A 15,608-nucleotide genomic window follows, 5' to 3' on the forward strand; every position below is an offset into this window, starting at 1 on the left:
GGGCCAAGCTTTCTAAACAACTCGCGCCGAGCCGACGTGCCTTAACTATTCGAGACCAGAATGTTGGCGTGTACCTTGGTGAAGCCGGAAGCTTCCAGGTCTTTGGTGTCGTAGCCGTCTAGGACGAGAATGGATGTTTTCTGGTCAGGCCCTGACGCCTTCAGGATCTCTCCACGTCCTGAACCCTTTCCTGCGCAACTGGCGTGCCAGCCGGCGGGGTTTTCAACGGGATAGACAGCGAGGCATGAGGTAAGCCCTTCCTCATCCTGTCCGAGGAAGAATTTCTTACCGTTGGCCTCGGCGACCAAAAGTACTTTGCTCAGGTTTGTGTCGGGCCCGAAATTCACACCGTCGGGAAGGCTGTCGCTCGCTGTGGATTGACGCTCGAGCGCCTTGAAACCGGGTGCCTCGCCGGAACAACCCGCGAGAAACGAACTAACTGCGAGCGTCGTGACTAGGAATGCGAACTTTGGCTTCTTAATGGCGCTGCCCCCTCAGGCTCTTGTGTGTTTGATTCTAGCCACCACGCAGGAAAGCCCCGCCGATGGGGGACCGGCGGGGCTTCCAATTCAAAACTATGCCTGTCTGGTTCCACCACCAATTGGATTCGCTAACAGCATTTCGCTTGAATACGTAGCTGTCATTCGAGCTGAAGCAGACGGCCGGTCTGCGGAGTCAAAGGCGACGGAGGATCTCTCCGTCGCCTTTGACTCCTGCGTATAGGGACCGTCAGTGGGTTCGTTTTGCGTTACCGCGGGCAGCACGGCGTGCGATGCCCTTCGGGATGCCGCGTTTGGCTATGTAGATCAGCACTCCCACGACGATGAGAACGAGTATGACTACTGCGGCAATGATGAGGTGCCAGGCGGCGATTCCACCCATGGTGATCCTCCTTGGATAATTAGGACGAGTAGGTCATGTAGGCTCCGCCGAAGCCAACATTCAGCTGAACCCAGAAGTTGAACGCGAAGGGCGTACCGGCAGGATAGGCGAGGACGGTCAAGCGAGCCGTCGCGGGGGCCCCGGGTGTTTCATACTCTCGAGTTACCGCGAACTCCGTCTGTTCTGCGCTCGATGCTCCGCCGATGATGTAATCGGGGGAGTAGATGCTTCGAATGTAGTCGACATTGTTATCGACAGCGGAGTAGTCGGCGCGGAAGCCCATGTAGACCAGGCCCGCCCAGAAGTCGACCAAGCAATTGTCGTAGTTCTCGGTCGCTCCGACACGGTAGTACCCGCACTCGCTGATACCACGGGTTGTTATTTCGCCCTCTTGAGGCGCGGCCGCTGGCTTTTGAATTGACGTGACGTTAACGGAGCCGTCAGCGAACCGGGAAACAGTTTCTGTCTTGCCCGTCTTCTCGACGGTTTGGGTATCCACCGGCGTGGCCCCATTCAATGAGTCCCAGGTCTCACCACGCTGGTATTTGGCGACCAGTCTCTCCTGAGTTTCCGCCGTTACCTTGTAAAGGGTAAGGAACTCACGAGCCTGTTCCAGGGACTGGTTCACGTCTGAAACGGCCACTTTGGGTGCCGGCGACTGAGCAGCTGTTGCTGCCGGAACAGATGCCATGGTCAAACCAGCAGCAAGAAGAATTGCGGTTCCGAACGCGGATTTTTTCAAGGTATCCCCCAGTAATCTTGACTATTTTTCGGTCCGTTGCCGATCAGTCCAGTGTTAAGAGAGGATCTGAGGATTGCAAGTCAAGTCCCCCACTGCAGTGAAAGGTCCGCTGTGCCGGGTCATAGAGGGTGGGGTTGTGGCTTGGCACCACGAGCCTCGCGGAGCCGCTTCCCAGCGTCTGGAGGGAAGCACACGTCTCATAAGGCAGCGATGATTATCTCAGGTGTTTACGGGCTACGAGCCGCCGAGCAGGTAGTGGAGCCGGTCCCGCCTGCTGACCCCGTGGCGGCGTTGCAAACCAGCCGGGCAGGTGGAGCCCAGCAGCCTTTCCGGACCACACTGTTCCACACCGGCATCAATTCGGGGCCGGTCACCATGACTGTAGACGTCCTAGGTGCCCGTCCCGAGTCTGTTCTGGAAGGGTGGGAGGACGTTCATGAAGTCTCAGCCAATCTTCCTGCAGGGCGGGTGGCCGCCGGCGGACCCATGGAGGAACTGACGGCCTTGGGAGAAATGGGGGAGGACGAATCCGGAGACTACAGAATCCGAGTGTCCGCTGTGGGCCGCGATGCGGCTCCCGACTTGGTCTCTTCGACAGCTGTTGAAGACTATCTGGTGCAGATCTGGCCTGAGGCGGTGTTAGCGCCGCGGGTTCTCTCCGCAACTTCGCAGCAGCGCCAGTATTGGGCGGCCAGGCTGGGCTAAGCGTGTGGTGGCGGAGCTACTTGAGCTCAGCCGCCACTTCGGCTCCCTGAGAAACTCTTGCGGAGAGGGCATGGCGCCTACATCTGGCGGACATGGGCACCCCTGCCCATATACGCCAGAAACCCCCTCTGATAGTTTCGCTCTATCCATACAGGACTATTTGGGGGAGTAACCATGAAACGCAGAATTGCCGCAGCATTGCTCGGATTGGGCATCGCAGGTTCCACACTCGTCGGCGGTGCGATTCCTGCCCAGGCGGCCACGTTGAGGGTGTACACCTATGAGTCACTTTCAACGTGCAACCAGGCCGCTGAATACTACGCCCAGCGCGGCACTATCGTTCAGTACTGCACCGTCATCAGCACCGTCAACGGTGTGCCGGTCAAATGGCGTCTGATGTTCAACATGTAGGAGTGTGCTGGCACGTCGCTGCCCGCCACGATGCCTTATTCAAGGACTGCAGCAGGCCCACTCCAGGCATGACACGATAAGGGACACGCCGTCTCGTAGGGCGAGGGATTCAATCTGCTCCGACCGACCGATCATGCAGATCTTGTGGGACTCCTGAGGGGTCGTCTCCCTAAGCCGAGTCACGTCGCTTATTCGCCCCAGCCTACGCAACGCACACGATGGAGCGGGCCCGACGAGAAGAAGAAGCGCTGCATGGACGTCAGCCGGGCTACTGGGGTTTGTACGATCTCAGCTGGCTGATCTTCTGCCGTGTCGCCACGATCAGAGGGCGTGCCGCGACAACCCCTGCCTTCAAAGTGCCAAGAACCTTACTCCAGCTGCTGCGGAACGGCTCCTGGTCTCGCAGGTTTTGCGTCAGTCCCCATGTTGTTCGGGTGAAGTGCACGGCCATCACTACGGTGAACAGGGAAATCGCCAGGCCGGCAGCCGATGCCACTACGATCATCACGCCGGTGATGTGCACTAGGAGGACGGCAGGGATCACTACTGTGGGGGCGTCAAGAAGGTCCATATTCGTTTCTCGTTGGTTGGTCTGGTGGATCGGCTGTTGTGCGGTGTGGCCGTGGCTGGGCGGCGGTGTTACACGTCTTTCAGCGGGCGCACCTTCATATTATTGAAAGTCTCGGGACGCTGTTCGGCACTAATGCCGGACGCTGGCCCCTGGCGTGGTCTTCTGACGAAGCTGCGTCAGGCCGGCGACAGTCAGCCCGGCGGTGAGAGCCAACGCTGCTACCCAGAGGGTCAAGCCGACGAGGTCGTGAACGGCCATTTGGGGGAGACGTCGGTCCGGTACAGCAACGACGCCGATGAACGCGCCAATGAGTCCGAAGTAACTGCCGGTCATAAATCGTTGGTGAGCGCGGATGTTGCCCTTACGGACGGACCACAAGCCCAGGGTCAAGGTGCAGAAAGTCAGCACAGAAAGTGCGTGAAGCCAGTTGAACCCGCCGTCGATGGTCCGGATCCCGAATGAGGTGAGGACGACGACGTACATGGTCGCCGCCCAGATGCGGCCCAGGATCTTGTGTGCTGCGGAGCCTTTGTTGCGCTTGAGCAGGTTTACGGCGCCGAAGATCAGGGCGTAGCCCGCAGCGATGGCGTGCAGGGCGATCAGGAAAGTCCACGGCGAAGGCATACGGCCAGCCTAGCGAGTCGGACGGGCAGTGACGGACTGCGGCAACATGGGCGCAATGATCGGAATCGTTACCCTGTTCCGGCTCGAACGTCCGTGGTCTCTGGCGGCGATCACAATCGTGGCCGCTATATTGGTCAACTGGATTCTCCGGAGGCACACGGTAGTGGCAGCTACTCACTGCAAATCCTTGCCTGCGTAGCCTTCGAGCGTTTTTATGGCGTGTACTCGCCCGGCCAGAACTCCTTGGCCCCTGTGGCAGCAGCCCGCAGCTGTCCGCCGTCGAGAATTAGAGAGCTTTCCTCGATGCCGAGCGCGGGCCATTGCGTGACCAGCCGAAGGTCGCCTTCCTCGGGAAGAGGCCACAGCCAGAGTGATCCCGAGCCGGCAAGTTCGTCGTCACCGCCACTGCCTCCACCGCCGTTGAAGGAGAGGACGGGAGCTGTGGGCTGCTGTGACGGGTCCATGTACCGGCCACCTCCGTGGGCCCCGGTGAAAGCGCGGGAACCGTCAGGGAGTTCTACGCCGAACAGCAGGAGCACATCCAGCAGATTTTGTTCGGGCTTCGGCCGGAACCCGTGCTGGAAGAACACGCCATTGAGGGCTTCCCATTCCTCGTCTGTCTCGTCGGCCCGGCGGATGATCCAGGTCAGATCGAAATTGCATCCGGTGGAGAACACTTCAACGCCCTTGACGGCGATCACCCTGGTGGGGCTGAAGTACAGGAACTGACCGATGTGGACCAGCGCGGGGAGCTCGTAGCGGGGTGTTCCGGACCATGGCGGGGGAACGAAGCGGCCTTGGCGCCCACGTTTGGGCTGGGTTGGAATGGGGAAATCCTGGAAGAAGGCCATGGGGTCCTTTGCTCGCTGGTTTCGACCGACCAGCGGAACGACCGATGATGCCGCGCGTCGTTGTGGATCCCCCAATCCGTCCTTCACGACGAGTCTAGCCGTGTAGGTCGGGATGCCGGCAAGAAGCTCCTTGTCAGTCTGCATTGACACAAAGACTCATGTCAGTCTAGCCTGACAGCATGGAAGCTGATGAACTCTCCGAGCAGATCCACTCCACCAACCCCGCCGTCGGATTGCGGGCCGTGGGTGCCCTTCACCGCCTGGCCGAGCAAGTGGAAGCCGTCCATGTCCGGGCGGCACGCGAGCAAGGCTGGACGTGGGAGCAGATAGGTGACGCTTTGGGTGTTTCCCGGCAATCGGTGCATGCCAAATACAGGGAATGACCCGTTACGGAGAATGACCAAGTACAGGGAATGAGTTGAGCAATGTTTGAGCAATTTACCCATGACACCCGCCGGATCGTGGGGTTTGCCATGGAAGAAGCACGCAGTCTGGGCGACAAGCGAATGGGAACTGAGCACCTGCTCCTGGGGGCACTCCACGAACGCGGCCCCGCTGATGTCCTGGGCGTCTCCCTGGACGATGCGCGGAAGGCGGCGGCCAGGCTTGACGCCGCTGCGCTGGAGGCCATCGGCTTCAAAAGCAAGGGACTTGTACGGGCACCCATGCCAACCCGCGGAAGGAAGCCGCCTTTCAGCTCCGGAGCCAAGGAGGTCATGGCGAGCATGGTGAAATCTGCTGTGGATCAAAAATCCCGGAAGATCACCGCATCGAGCCTTTTACTCTCCCTGTTGGATCGGGAGGAGCATGACCCCGTGTCCGCCCTGTTCGAGGAGCTCAAGGTAAACCGTGAAGCTGTTCGAGAACGGCTGCTCTCCCAATAGTCCCGAAGAGAGTCCAAGTAGCGGGAGGCTCCAACGGGAGCAAAAAACGAGTACATATTACTCGTGTCCCCGCGGGTGGGAGCGACTTGACTGAATCCAGCGGATCCAGGCAACGGCCCATGACCCCCCTCGTCGGCCGGTGCTGCCCATCGGATCCGCGGCGCAGGGCCGGACGCATCTCCCAGAAGTGCTGTCCGGCCCTGACGCGAGGGCTGCGCGGCTGGGACGACGACGGCGACGCCCCAGCGTGTGGAGGCGTCGCCGTCGTGATGGTGCCAAGTGGCGCCTATGGCGTGGGGCTGCCCCCGTTGACGTTGAGGGTCTCGCCCACTACGTAGCTGGATTCCGCCGACGCCAGGAAGACATAGGCCGGAGCCAGTTCGGCCGGCTGCCCGGCGCGGCCCAGGGGAGTGGACTGGCCGAACTCCGGGAGCTCTTCCTTGGGTTGACCGCTGCTGACCTGCAGGGGAGTCCAGATGGGTCCGGGTGCAACGGCGTTGACGCGGATGCCCTTCGGTGCGAGCTGTTGCGCGAGTCCCTTGGTGAAGTTGTTGATGCTCGCCTTGGTCGTGGCGTAGTCCACCAGGGTGGGCGACGGGTTATATGCCTGGATGGACGTGGTGTTGATGATCGTCGAGCCCGCCGGCAGGTGCGGGAGCGCCGCTTTTGTCAGCCAGAACATTGCATACACATTGGTTTTCTGTGTGTGGTCGAATTGTTCGTCCGTGATGTCGGCCAGGTTTTCCTGGGCAACCTGCTTTCCGGCGTTGTTGACCAGGATGTCCACGCCGCCCAAAACCGCGACGGCGGTGCCCACCAGTTCCTGGCAGGTCGCCGGGTCCTTGAGGTCGCCGGGGACTTTCACGGCCTTACGGCCTGCTGCCTCGATAAGTGCCGCAATCCGCGCGGCGTCCTCTTCTTCTTCGGGCAAGTAGGACAGTACGACGTCTGCCCCCTCACGTGCGAAGGCGATGGCGGTGGCTGCGCCGATCCCTGAGTCGGCGCCGGTGATGATCGCCTTGCGCCCCTCAAGCCGTCCGGTGCCGCGGTAGCTTTCCTCGCCGAGATCCGCCTGGGGCGTGAGTTCGGCGTCGAGGCCGGGCTCGGGCTGGTGCTGCTTTGGCGGGGAGATCTGCTCGTAGGCGGTGACCGGGTTGCGGAAGGTGTACTGGTCAGTCATGGTGGTCCTCCGGTTTCTTAGGCGTGGAACACGAAAGCTAAGTAAGCTTATGATTTCCAGCCTAGACACGTGAAGGCGTCCCTGCCAAACCGGGGAACCGCCTCCCGTATCAAGCTGCGGTGTGCACCGCCACGGAAGCCCGTTCAACGGCGGGGCACGCGATTTTCACGGGGCCGTCGCCAGCGGCCTGATCCAGGCCGAGCAACATGCGGACGCCGGCCGCCCCGAGTTCGTAGTGCGGCAGGGAAACGGTGGACAACGGCGGGCGGAGGTGCGCGGCAATGACCTCCTGGTTATCGAAGCCCACAACGGCCATGTCCTCAGGAATGGCGAGCCCGTGTTCCCGCAGGCCATCGTAGAGGCCCATGGCCATGCGGTCGTTGTAGCAGTAGACGGCGGAAACGTTGAGCTTGAGCAGCTCCTCCGTCGCGCCGTAGCCACCTTCCTGGTCCGGGTACGCCTCCATCACCAGTTCCGGATCGAAGGCAATTCCCTCCGCTTCCAACGCCTCCCGGTAGCCCTCGAGCCGGCCGTCCTTGGCCGGAGCGGGAGTGGTGGTGTTGATGAAGGCGATACGACGATGCCCCCCGCGCAGCAGGATTTCCGTGGCCGATTTCCCGCCCTGGGCTTCATCGGGCACTACGGCGCGGGATGCCGGCGAATCCGGCGAAAAACAGTTGACCAGCACGAAGTCGGACTCACGAAGGGTTTCCGGAACTTCCGTGGCCCGGTGGAACCAGGTTGAGTACAGGATGCCGCGGACCTTGTACTCCAGCATCATGGCGATCGCGTCCTTTTCCAGGTCCACGTTTCCTTCGGTGTTGGCGATCAGCAGGGCGTAACCGTGCTTCCAGGCTTCGTCCTGCGCGCCGTGGATGATCTGCCCCGCGAACGGGGTGGTTGCCACGCCGTCCGCTACAAGCCCGATGAACTTGGAAGTTCCGCTGACAAGGTTCTTCGCCATCGCATTGGGCCGGTAGCCCAGGAGCTGGATGGCCTCCTGGACGCGCTGCCGTGTGTCGTCAGCGATGCGGGCGTTCTTCTTCTTGTTGATGACCAAGGAGACAGTTGCCGTTGAAACACCGGCTGCTTCAGCAACTTCGCGGAGGGTTACCGGATGGGCGCGGTCGGTGGTGATTGGAACATCGGCCGCGCTGCCTGAATTTTTCTCCTGCGAAATCATCTGTCCTCCATCAGGAGTATATCCATCCGCTGTGGTGGTCATCCCTTGCTCGCCCCGCTCTCAAGGCCCTGGATCATGGCCTTGTTCAACACCAGGAAGACCAGCAGCAGCGGTGTGATGGTCACGCAGACAGCAGCAAACGTTGCTGTCCAGTCCACCTTGCCCATGGCGCCGATGTAGTTCTGCAGACCGAGGGGAATGGTCTTGAGGTCCTCGGAGAGGACAAAGGTGTTGGCGAAAATGAAGTCGTTCCAAATGAAGATGCTGTTGACCAGGACCACGGTCACCACGGTGTTCAGCGACAACGGCAGGGTAATCAGGCCGAAGATCCGGTACGGCCCGGCGCCGTCCAGGGAAGCCGCTTCATAGGTTTCCCGGGGAATGTACTCAAAGAAGGACGAGAACAGATAGATGGACATGGGCAGCGCAAAGCCGGCCAGGGGAATGATCATCGACTGGTAGGTGTCCAGCAGATTCACGGTGGAGTAGTCGATGAACAGGGGGACCAGGGCGATCTGGACGGGAACGATGATGCCCACCAGGAACAACCCCCGCACGAACCGGCTCAAACGGAAGCCAAGGACCTGGATGGCGTACGCGGCCATCATGCCGAACAGGACGATGAGAAGGTTGGCGCCCATGGTCACTATGAAGCTGTTGAGGATGTTCCGGCCGAGGTCACCCGTCTCAAAAGCCCGGGCGTAGTTGTCCCAGGTCAATGCGCTCGGCAGGGCGAACGGGTCTCCGGTGGCGAAGTCCTGTTCCGTGCGGAGGCTTGTCAGGAACAGCCAGGCCAACGGATACACCTGGACGATCACGATCAGCATGATCAGGACCCGCGAAAGCGTCCGGTACAGGCTCGGCTTGCGGCGACGCCGTTTGGGTGCCGGCGCCGACGGCGGAGCTGCCGGTGACTTGGTGGTCGGGGCTGTCTGGGCGATCATGAGTCTGCCTTCCGCTTGAGCATGAAAAGGATGAGGCCGACGGCGACGAGGCACTCGATCACGATGAAGACGGAGATGGTGCTTGCGTAACCAAAGTCCGTACTGGTGAACGCTGTCTTGTACATGTAGGTGGTGAGCAGCTCGGAGGATTGTCCGGGGCCGCCGTTGGTCATGAGATAGGGGATGTCGAAGCCGCGCAGGCCGTAGGTGGTGGCCATGATGGTGGTAGTGATCCAGACAGGGCGGATGTACGGAAAGCGGATCTTGGTGAAGAGCGTCCATTTGGAGGCGCCATCCAGGACGGCGGCTTCTTCAAGTTCCTTGGGAACGGCGATCAGTGCGGCGTAGATGATGAGCATGTAGAGCCCGGTGAATCGCCATCCCTCCGGGGCCGAAACTGCGGCAAGCACGGTATTCACATCGGAGAGCCAGGCGCGTTCAAAGGAACCGAGTCCCACCCAGTGCAGGAGCTGGTTGAGCAGGCCGACGGGATCGATGGAGTAGATGCGCACGAACAGGAAGGCGATCGCCACAGTGGAGATGACCGCGGGCAGCAGGTACAGGGTCTTGATGAGCTCCCGGCCCCGGCGCAGCGAGGTCAACAGGCTGGCGACAACCAGGGCGCCGCCAAGTTGCAGGACCAGGCAGATGGCCAGGTAGAGGAGCGCGTTGAAGAAGGAGCGCCAGAAAACATCATCGGCGGTGAGCATGCGGACGTAATTCTGAAGCCCGACGAACTCCATGTCGCTGATGCCGTTCCAGGAAAAGAAGCTGAGAAACAGGGATTGCAGGATGGGGAACAGCACGGCTGCGCAGTACAGCAGCAGTGGAGGGAGCAGGAAGACCAGGACGGACGTCCTTGACCGGTTGGGAAGCATGGCGGGGCCTTTCGGGTGGGGGGGCCTTGCGACCCCCCGCTGCTACGTTTACTTGAAGAACTTGGGCGCGTTCTGCTTGATGGCGTCGTTCATCGTGCTGGTGAACTGTTCGGGCGTGATGTTGCCTTGGACCAGCAGGACCAGCTCTTGCTGGAGCCTGCCGTTGGTGGTTGGGTCCAACTGCGTATCCCACGGCATGGCCTGCTTGTCACCAAGATCGTTGGCCGTCTCCAGCGCTTTCTTGTAGAGCGGGGTGGCGTTGGCCGGGATTGCCGTCTGAACATTGGTGGTGGGGGACAGTGCGCCGGTGGCCGCGTACTCGGACGGGTACTTCTCCAGGGCGAACTTCAGGAAGTCGCTGACCAACGGATCGTAGGTCTTCGAGTTCACGGCCATGCCGATGCCGGACGGTGAGACGAACTCGTTGGCCGCGGTCACGGACCCCTCAGTGGTGGGAAGGGTGAAGAAATCTATGTTGTCCCGGACTGCCGGGTTGAGCTTGTCCGTGGCAAGGCTAGGCAGCTCCCACGTTCCGATGTTGTACATGGCCGCCTGGCCGGACGTGAACTGGTTCTGCGCGTCCGAGTATCCCTGCGAAGAGAACCCGTCCTGGAAGCAATTGGCCTTGCCGAGATCAGCCATCCACTTGACTGTCTTCTGGCCCGGGGCGTCGGAGAATGAGGACTCGCCCTTCTTCAGTTTCTGCACGAAGTCAGGACCGGCTTCGCGGAAGGGCTGGTAGGCAACGTAGCGTTCCAGCGGCCACTGGTCCTGCCCGTCAATGGCGATCGGGGTGATCCCGGCCTTCCTCAAAGCCGTGCACATGGCCGGGATGTCATCGAGGGACTTGGGGATGGAAACGCCGGCCTTCTCCAGGAGGGCTTTGTTGTACCACATGAATTCCAGCTCGAATTGGAACGGAATCATGTAGAGCGAACCGTCGTCGAAACGCTGGTAGTCCAAGGCGCCCGGACGGTAGTCGTCGTAGAGGTTCAAGGATTTCAACAGCTTGTCGGCGTCCACCATCTTGCCTTGCTTCGCCAGTTGCTGGGCGAACGGGGTGGCGTCGGTGTCAAAAAGTTCAGGAAGCTTGTTCGCTGCAGCCAGGGTCTCGAGCTTCTGGATGTAGGACGGCCGGTCCGGTGTGGTGATGAGGTTCAGCGCGAAGCCGGGGTGGTCCTTGGCGTAGTCATCGGCGAGCTTCTTCATGATGTTGATGACTGCGCCGTCGGCGGGCCTGGAGAGCAGCCACGAGATTTCGCGGGGTTTGATCTCGCCGGTGGGGCTGACATTGGCAGGGTCGGCGGTGCTTCCTCCGCCGCCGCAGGCTGTCAATGCCAGTGCGGCTGCGGCTGCGACGGCGGCAACGCGGAGTAGTTTTTTCATTGCGGCAATCTCCCTTGATTGGAACAGAGGTTGGGGTTGGGGGTATTAGTTTTCGGTGCGTTGACGGATTTCGAGTTCGGTGACGCTGACCGAACCTTCACCGGCGAAAACGCCGATCCGTCCCGCCGTCAGGTCGTAGATCCGGGCGCTAAGCGCAACTTGGCGGTCGACGACGGCGACGCAAGTGTCGCCGTCGACAATCACCTCAAGGCTGTGCTCGCCCGGGGTGAGGTCGCAGGGGCGTTCCAGTTCGATATCGAAGGGGACGTCCCCGGAAACGTGCCACTGGGCGTCGCCGGTGATGGCGCGGGGCCATCGGTCAAAGACCAGGCGGCCGCGCTTGGGTTCCAGACGCAGGATGTAGGACTGGTCGCCGTCGTGGCTTGCCCGCAGGAGCAGGCCGCATTCGGTGGTGTCGGGCCCTATGTCCAGCACGGCCTTGGCGTAGAACTGCGAGGGGAGCTCCTCCCGGGATACCAGGGCTGCGTAGCTGTCCGGCACGTCCAAAGCTGCCGGCAGCTCGTCCGCCAGCGATACGTGCACGTCTTCCCAAAAGCTCTCCACCAGTTCATCCGCGAAGGAGAACCCGAGGGTGCCATCCGGATTCTGTCGGGTCTCCAGGACGGACATGGTGCCGGCCCATTCCCAAGGGCCGTGGTCCTTGTTGCCTTCCTTGCTGGCGATCCATCCGAAGAGGAAGCGGCGTCCGTCGCGTTCGGCTGTTTTGGACGCATAGAAGGCCCGGCCATCGATGCTGTCCAGGTTCGGTACGGTCCATGGGCCGTCAGGGCTCTTGGCCATCCGGTACCGCGTGGTGAACGATTCCGAGAATTCTGAGTAGACCATGTACCACCAGTCGCCCCACTGGAAAACGTCCGGGCATTCGTGAGTGATGTAGCGGCGGGGATCCCAGAAGGGCTCGGTGTGCTCCCAGGTCATCAGGTCCGTGGATACGCACTGGGCGATGACACCGCGACGCCGCTCGGGTCCTTCTGAATGCCGAGCCGCGAGCAGCATCCGCCACTGGCCTTTGGCTTCATCCCGGAAAACGAAGGGATCCCGCCAGTCCCCGGATTCGTACCCGTCGGGAGCTCCGAAGGTGAGCTCCGGGTGCTTGGTCCAGCTCTGCATGCCGTCGGTACTGGTGGCGTGCATGACCAGTTGGAGCGGTGCGCCGTCGGTGCCCAGGTTGCGGGGGTTCTGGCCGGTGTAGAACAGGTGGTGGACTCCGGCGTCATCGACGACGACGCTGCCCGTGTAGGCGTTGAAGTCCAGTTCCGCTTCGGTTCCGTGCGGGAGGGCAACGCCGTGGTCCTCGAACTGGGTGAGGTCCTTGGTGGTGATGAGGTTCCATGAAGTGCCCGGTTTGGGCTGTGACCGGACTTCATGGAGGTAGTAGAGCCAAAACTCCCCGTCTTTCTCGAAAGGGATGAGGTCGCCGACCCAGCCGTCGGCGGGTTGGAAGAAGACTGAGCGTTTCATCTGCGCTGATGTCCATTCTGCTAAAGCGTTTGATCACACTGAAGGTAGCGCAGGTCACACACATTGATCAAGCGTTTTAGCAAAGTTAATTTGCTCAAAAATATTCTTCGCTAAAACGCTTGACCACCGAAACCCCCAGCCACTAACGTCCTTGCTACCGGAGGCACACCTGTGTCCCTCGACGCCGAGCAGACACCTTTGGCCACGCCCACCGGACGAAGTAATCCAGTTCCTTTGATGGCGCACTTTGGCGTGCCCGGATGCACAGCCGTATCCGCACACCCACCGCGTTCTCAACCAAAGAATGTTTGAGAGGAAACCGCTTCATGACGCCCCAATTTCCACGACGAACCCTTCTCCAAGGCACCGGAGCCGGCGCTTTGGCCCTGCTGATGGGTGGTGCCGTGTCCGGCTCCGCCCAGGCTGCTGCCTCGCAGCGGGCGGTCTATCACATGACACCGCCGTCCGGATGGTTGTGTGATCCGCAGAGGCCGGTGTACACCAACGGCGGCTACCAGCTGTACTACCTGCACTCCAGCATCAACAACGGCCAGGGCGGTTGGGATCACGCCACCACAACTGACGCGGTGTCCTTCAGCCACCACGGCGTAGTCCTGCCGCTCCAACCGAACTTCCCCGTCTGGTCCGGGTCGGGAGTGGTGGACACGGCCAACACCGCAGGCTTTGGCGCGGGAGCCGTCGTCGTGCTCGCCACCAAGCCGACCGACGGCATCCGCAAGTACCAGGAGCAGTACCTGTACTGGTCCACCGACGGCGGCTACAACTTCACGGCGCTGCCGGATCCGGTGATCGTGAACACTGACGGCCGGGCCGCCACCACACCCGCCGAGATCGACAACGCTGAGTGGTTCCGCGATCCCAAGATCCAATGGGATGCGACACGCAGCGAATGGGTGTGCGTCATCGGCCGGGCCCGCTATGCGGCCTTCTACACCTCCGCGAACCTGCGTGATTGGCAATGGACCTCCAACTTCGACTACCCCAACCACGCACTCGGCGGGATCGAGTGCCCGGACCTGTTTGAAATGACCGCAGGCGATGGCACCCGGCATTGGATCTTCGCCGCGAGCATGGATGCCTACAGCGTGGGCCTGCCCATGACCTATGCGTACTGGACTGGCAGCTGGAACGGCTCGGCCTTCATTGCCGATGACTTGACGCCGCAGTGGTTGGACTGGGGCTGGGATTGGTACGCCGGGGTGACTTGGCCGGCCGTGGAAGCGCCGGAGACCAAGCGTCTTGCCGTTGCATGGATGAACAACTGGAAATACGCCGCCCGGGACGTCCCCACCGTCGCATCCGATGGGTACAACGGGCAAAACTCGATTGTCCGGGAGCTGAGGCTGGAAAGGCAGGCAGGAGGCTGGTACAGCCTGCTGAGTTCCCCGGTCGCTGCCTTGCAGGGCTACGTCAGTGCCACCACCGCCCTCCCGGACCGCGTCGTCAATGGCAGCGCCGTCCTGCCATGGACCGGCCGTGCCTATGAACTGGAGCTCAGTATCTCCTGGGACGCAGCAGCCAATGTCGGGGTTTCAGTGGGCCGTTCGGCCGATGGAACGCGGCACACGAACATCGGAAAGTACGGCGATGAGTTGTACGTGGACAGGAGTCCCTCCGAGCTGGCCGGCTATTCGCTGGCACCGTACACCCGTGCTGCCGCACCCATTGATGCCAACGCCCGCTCCGTCCACCTGCGCATCTTTGTCGATAAACAAAGCGTGGAGGTCTTTGTGAATTCCGGACACACCGTTGTTTCGCAGCAAGTTCACTTCGCGGACGGCGACACCGGGATTTCCCTCTATGCCGATGGTGGCCCTGCCAACTTCACGGGTATAACCATCCGTGAGTTCGGCAACCCCATCTAGAAGTTCTTCGTGGCGTCGCGGATTCCGCGGCTCAGGGGCAGTTCAGCGTGCCGGTCAGCGGCTGGCCTGCCCAGCTGTTGGTGGAGTTGGGCACCTTGTAATAACCGCGGATCTGGTAAGTCCACGTTCCGCTGAGGTTTCCCACGCTCTGGATTCCCGAACTGTAGGAACGGCCGGACGACTTGCTCAGATCTCCAGTGAACTGGACGACGCCGTCGGGATCGATGACTTTGAGTTCGTAGTAGTTCGCATAGGTTACGGCGGTGTAGCTTCCTACACTGATCTTGGCCTGGCCGAACCACAAGAAGGAATCACAGCTCTTGGTTACGGAGACGGTATTGGCCGCCGGTGCCGGGATCCGCGCTGCCGCCACGGCCATGCCGGCGCTTTCGGTGTCGTGGAACTGTGCATGGGCCGGAGACAACGAAAAGCCCATCAGCATCAGCAGGACGGCCAGGAAGATGGCCGGTCCGCGCCAGAGGATGAACTTGATCCGCATGCTCGTCGTCACTTCCGTTTCTGATGGTGTGGATTGGCCTTGATCCAACTCTCCCAAGGGATCCTCAGGAAAAGATCCTTCGGACCCTCAAGGTCTACTCAAGACTCAGGGAAAGCCTGGATTTGACCGGCACAGTAATGGCCGGGAACCGGCCTGAAGGGCAAGACGGGCCGGTTCCCGGGGTTTGGGGTGGTTTATTTGGTGGTTTCGGTGCGTTGGGTGCCGGTGAAGGCGAAGGCGATGGTGGAGGTGGCGCCTTGGAAGGTGTTGTCCGCGGTGGTGGGGAACGCGGTGGTGACTTTGAGGTTGTCGGTTTTGGCTGAGGTCAGGGAGGTGAGGTTGTTCAGGGTTTTGTTCGCTGCGATGACGGGGCCGTTGGCCAGGACGGTGGTTTTGGTGCCGGCGCAGGTGTAGGGGGCGGCGGTGCCGGTCCAGGGGGTGGAGCAGTTTTCGATGGTCAGTTGCAGGCCGTTGGTGGTGTCGGTGGTGAGGAGGGAGGC

The 15,608-nt window shown here is 61.2% G+C and carries 18 protein-coding genes and 1 pseudogene; 5 read left to right on the forward strand and 14 right to left on the reverse strand.

All coding sequences use genetic code 11. The annotated features are described in order from the left end of the window. Positions 1–41 precede the first annotated feature (41 nt). The 3 genes from AB4Y81_RS18665 to AB4Y81_RS18675 form a co-directional block, all read right to left on the reverse strand. Positions 42–347 (reverse strand): hypothetical protein, encoded by a 306-nt coding sequence (locus AB4Y81_RS18665; protein WP_227453687.1) that lies wholly within the window; start codon positions 345–347, stop codon positions 42–44. 382 nt (positions 348–729) lie between these two features. Further along, positions 730–882 (reverse strand): hypothetical protein, encoded by a 153-nt coding sequence (locus tag AB4Y81_RS18670; RefSeq protein WP_018779902.1) that lies wholly within the window; start codon positions 880–882, stop codon positions 730–732. 19 nt (positions 883–901) lie between these two features. After that, positions 902–1,624: a hypothetical protein gene (locus tag AB4Y81_RS18675; protein ID WP_144027694.1), complete on the reverse strand. Its 723-nt coding sequence runs from the start codon at positions 1,622–1,624 to the stop codon at positions 902–904. 210 nt (positions 1,625–1,834) lie between these two features. Between AB4Y81_RS18675 and AB4Y81_RS18680 the strand changes: the two genes are divergently transcribed. Both AB4Y81_RS18680 and AB4Y81_RS18685 read left to right on the forward strand, forming a co-directional pair. Further along, positions 1,835–2,329: a hypothetical protein gene (locus AB4Y81_RS18680; protein WP_441996470.1), complete on the forward strand. Its 495-nt coding sequence runs from the start codon at positions 1,835–1,837 to the stop codon at positions 2,327–2,329. A 174-nt stretch (positions 2,330–2,503) separates the two neighbouring features. Then, entirely contained in the window at positions 2,504–2,740 is a 237-nt protein-coding gene (locus AB4Y81_RS18685; RefSeq protein ID WP_018779905.1) for a hypothetical protein, read from the forward strand. A gap of 268 nt (positions 2,741–3,008) precedes the next feature. Here the strand turns inward: AB4Y81_RS18685 and AB4Y81_RS18690 are convergent, their stop codons facing one another. The 3 genes from AB4Y81_RS18690 to AB4Y81_RS18700 form a co-directional block, all read right to left on the reverse strand. Continuing rightward, a complete protein-coding gene (locus AB4Y81_RS18690) occupies positions 3,009–3,311 on the reverse strand; it encodes a hypothetical protein (RefSeq protein ID WP_018779906.1) in 303 nt (100 codons plus the stop codon). A 129-nt stretch (positions 3,312–3,440) separates the two neighbouring features. Then, a complete protein-coding gene (locus AB4Y81_RS18695) occupies positions 3,441–3,935 on the reverse strand; it encodes a DUF2306 domain-containing protein (protein WP_441996472.1) in 495 nt (164 codons plus the stop codon). 212 nt (positions 3,936–4,147) lie between these two features. Further along, a complete protein-coding gene (locus AB4Y81_RS18700) occupies positions 4,148–4,930 on the reverse strand; it encodes a hypothetical protein (RefSeq protein WP_441996474.1) in 783 nt (260 codons plus the stop codon). Between the two features lie 35 nt (positions 4,931–4,965). Here AB4Y81_RS18700 and AB4Y81_RS18705 point away from each other — a divergent pair, with 35 nt between their 5' ends. Both AB4Y81_RS18705 and AB4Y81_RS18710 read left to right on the forward strand, forming a co-directional pair. Further along, the gene (locus AB4Y81_RS18705) at positions 4,966–5,169 is read left to right on the forward strand and encodes a helix-turn-helix domain-containing protein (RefSeq protein ID WP_039239890.1); all 204 of its coding nucleotides are present in this window, start codon (positions 4,966–4,968) and stop codon (positions 5,167–5,169) included. A gap of 42 nt (positions 5,170–5,211) precedes the next feature. Beyond that, on the forward strand, positions 5,212–5,670 hold the full coding sequence (locus AB4Y81_RS18710; protein ID WP_055974177.1) for a Clp protease N-terminal domain-containing protein: 459 nt from the start codon (positions 5,212–5,214) through the stop codon (positions 5,668–5,670). 286 nt (positions 5,671–5,956) lie between these two features. Here the strand turns inward: AB4Y81_RS18710 and AB4Y81_RS18715 are convergent, their stop codons facing one another. From AB4Y81_RS18715 to AB4Y81_RS18740, 6 genes are all read right to left on the reverse strand, one after another. Beyond that, the gene (locus tag AB4Y81_RS18715; protein ID WP_441996477.1) at positions 5,957–6,850 is read right to left on the reverse strand and encodes a glucose 1-dehydrogenase; all 894 of its coding nucleotides are present in this window, start codon (positions 6,848–6,850) and stop codon (positions 5,957–5,959) included. A 109-nt stretch (positions 6,851–6,959) separates the two neighbouring features. After that, on the reverse strand, positions 6,960–8,033 hold the full coding sequence (locus AB4Y81_RS18720; protein ID WP_018779912.1) for a LacI family DNA-binding transcriptional regulator: 1,074 nt from the start codon (positions 8,031–8,033) through the stop codon (positions 6,960–6,962). Positions 8,034–8,071: 38 nt separating this feature from the next. After that, positions 8,072–8,977, reverse strand: a complete 906-nt coding sequence (locus AB4Y81_RS18725) for a carbohydrate ABC transporter permease (protein ID WP_441996479.1) — start codon at positions 8,975–8,977, stop codon at positions 8,072–8,074. Next, positions 8,974–9,855, reverse strand: coding sequence for a carbohydrate ABC transporter permease (locus AB4Y81_RS18730; RefSeq protein ID WP_018779914.1), 882 nt, complete (start codon positions 9,853–9,855; stop codon positions 8,974–8,976). The genes AB4Y81_RS18725 and AB4Y81_RS18730 overlap by 4 nt, the downstream gene beginning before the upstream one ends. Positions 9,856–9,903: 48 nt before the next feature. After that, positions 9,904–11,241 (reverse strand): ABC transporter substrate-binding protein, encoded by a 1,338-nt coding sequence (locus tag AB4Y81_RS18735; protein ID WP_018779915.1) that lies wholly within the window; start codon positions 11,239–11,241, stop codon positions 9,904–9,906. A gap of 45 nt (positions 11,242–11,286) precedes the next feature. After that, positions 11,287–12,723 (reverse strand): GH32 C-terminal domain-containing protein, encoded by a 1,437-nt coding sequence (locus AB4Y81_RS18740; protein ID WP_441996482.1) that lies wholly within the window; start codon positions 12,721–12,723, stop codon positions 11,287–11,289. 326 nt (positions 12,724–13,049) lie between these two features. On the opposite strand from AB4Y81_RS18740, the gene AB4Y81_RS18745 reads away from it, so the two are divergent. Further along, positions 13,050–14,609, forward strand: coding sequence for a glycoside hydrolase family 32 protein (locus AB4Y81_RS18745; protein WP_441996484.1), 1,560 nt, complete (start codon positions 13,050–13,052; stop codon positions 14,607–14,609). Positions 14,610–14,640: 31 nt separating this feature from the next. On the opposite strand, the gene AB4Y81_RS18750 is transcribed toward AB4Y81_RS18745, so the two are convergent. Both AB4Y81_RS18750 and AB4Y81_RS18755 read right to left on the reverse strand, forming a co-directional pair. After that, positions 14,641–15,120, reverse strand: coding sequence for a hypothetical protein (locus AB4Y81_RS18750; RefSeq protein WP_144027695.1), 480 nt, complete (start codon positions 15,118–15,120; stop codon positions 14,641–14,643). A gap of 182 nt (positions 15,121–15,302) precedes the next feature. Further along, positions 15,303–15,608 (reverse strand): annotated as a pseudogene (locus tag AB4Y81_RS18755) (TasA family protein); the annotation flags it as partial.

The sequence above is a fragment of the Paenarthrobacter sp. TAF1 genome, from assembly GCF_052113825.1.
In the GTDB taxonomy this organism is placed as follows: domain Bacteria; phylum Actinomycetota; class Actinomycetes; order Actinomycetales; family Micrococcaceae; genus Arthrobacter; species Arthrobacter nicotinovorans.

Bases quoted from the DNA above. Each gene is read 5' to 3' on its own strand.
- AB4Y81_RS18685 (WP_018779905.1), top strand. From the start codon at position 2,504: ATGAAACGCAGAATTGCCGCAGCATTGCTCGGATTGGGCATCGCAGGT.
- AB4Y81_RS18700 (WP_441996474.1), bottom strand. From the start codon at position 4,930: ATGCAGACTGACAAGGAGCTTCTTGCCGGCATCCCGACCTACACGGCT.
- AB4Y81_RS18740 (WP_441996482.1), bottom strand. From the start codon at position 12,723: ATGAAACGCTCAGTCTTCTTCCAACCCGCCGACGGCTGGGTCGGCGAC.
- AB4Y81_RS18690 (WP_018779906.1), bottom strand. From the start codon at position 3,311: ATGGACCTTCTTGACGCCCCCACAGTAGTGATCCCTGCCGTCCTCCTA.
- AB4Y81_RS18735 (WP_018779915.1), bottom strand. From the start codon at position 11,241: ATGAAAAAACTACTCCGCGTTGCCGCCGTCGCAGCCGCAGCCGCACTG.
- AB4Y81_RS18720 (WP_018779912.1), bottom strand. From the start codon at position 8,033: ATGATTTCGCAGGAGAAAAATTCAGGCAGCGCGGCCGATGTTCCAATC.
- AB4Y81_RS18670 (WP_018779902.1), bottom strand. From the start codon at position 882: ATGGGTGGAATCGCCGCCTGGCACCTCATCATTGCCGCAGTAGTCATA.
- AB4Y81_RS18745 (WP_441996484.1), top strand. From the start codon at position 13,050: ATGACGCCCCAATTTCCACGACGAACCCTTCTCCAAGGCACCGGAGCC.
- AB4Y81_RS18695 (WP_441996472.1), bottom strand. From the start codon at position 3,935: ATGCCTTCGCCGTGGACTTTCCTGATCGCCCTGCACGCCATCGCTGCG.
- AB4Y81_RS18725 (WP_441996479.1), bottom strand. From the start codon at position 8,977: ATGATCGCCCAGACAGCCCCGACCACCAAGTCACCGGCAGCTCCGCCG.
- AB4Y81_RS18710 (WP_055974177.1), top strand. From the start codon at position 5,212: ATGTTTGAGCAATTTACCCATGACACCCGCCGGATCGTGGGGTTTGCC.
- AB4Y81_RS18715 (WP_441996477.1), bottom strand. From the start codon at position 6,850: ATGACTGACCAGTACACCTTCCGCAACCCGGTCACCGCCTACGAGCAG.
- AB4Y81_RS18680 (WP_441996470.1), top strand. From the start codon at position 1,835: ATGATTATCTCAGGTGTTTACGGGCTACGAGCCGCCGAGCAGGTAGTG.
- AB4Y81_RS18730 (WP_018779914.1), bottom strand. From the start codon at position 9,855: ATGCTTCCCAACCGGTCAAGGACGTCCGTCCTGGTCTTCCTGCTCCCT.
- AB4Y81_RS18705 (WP_039239890.1), top strand. From the start codon at position 4,966: ATGGAAGCTGATGAACTCTCCGAGCAGATCCACTCCACCAACCCCGCC.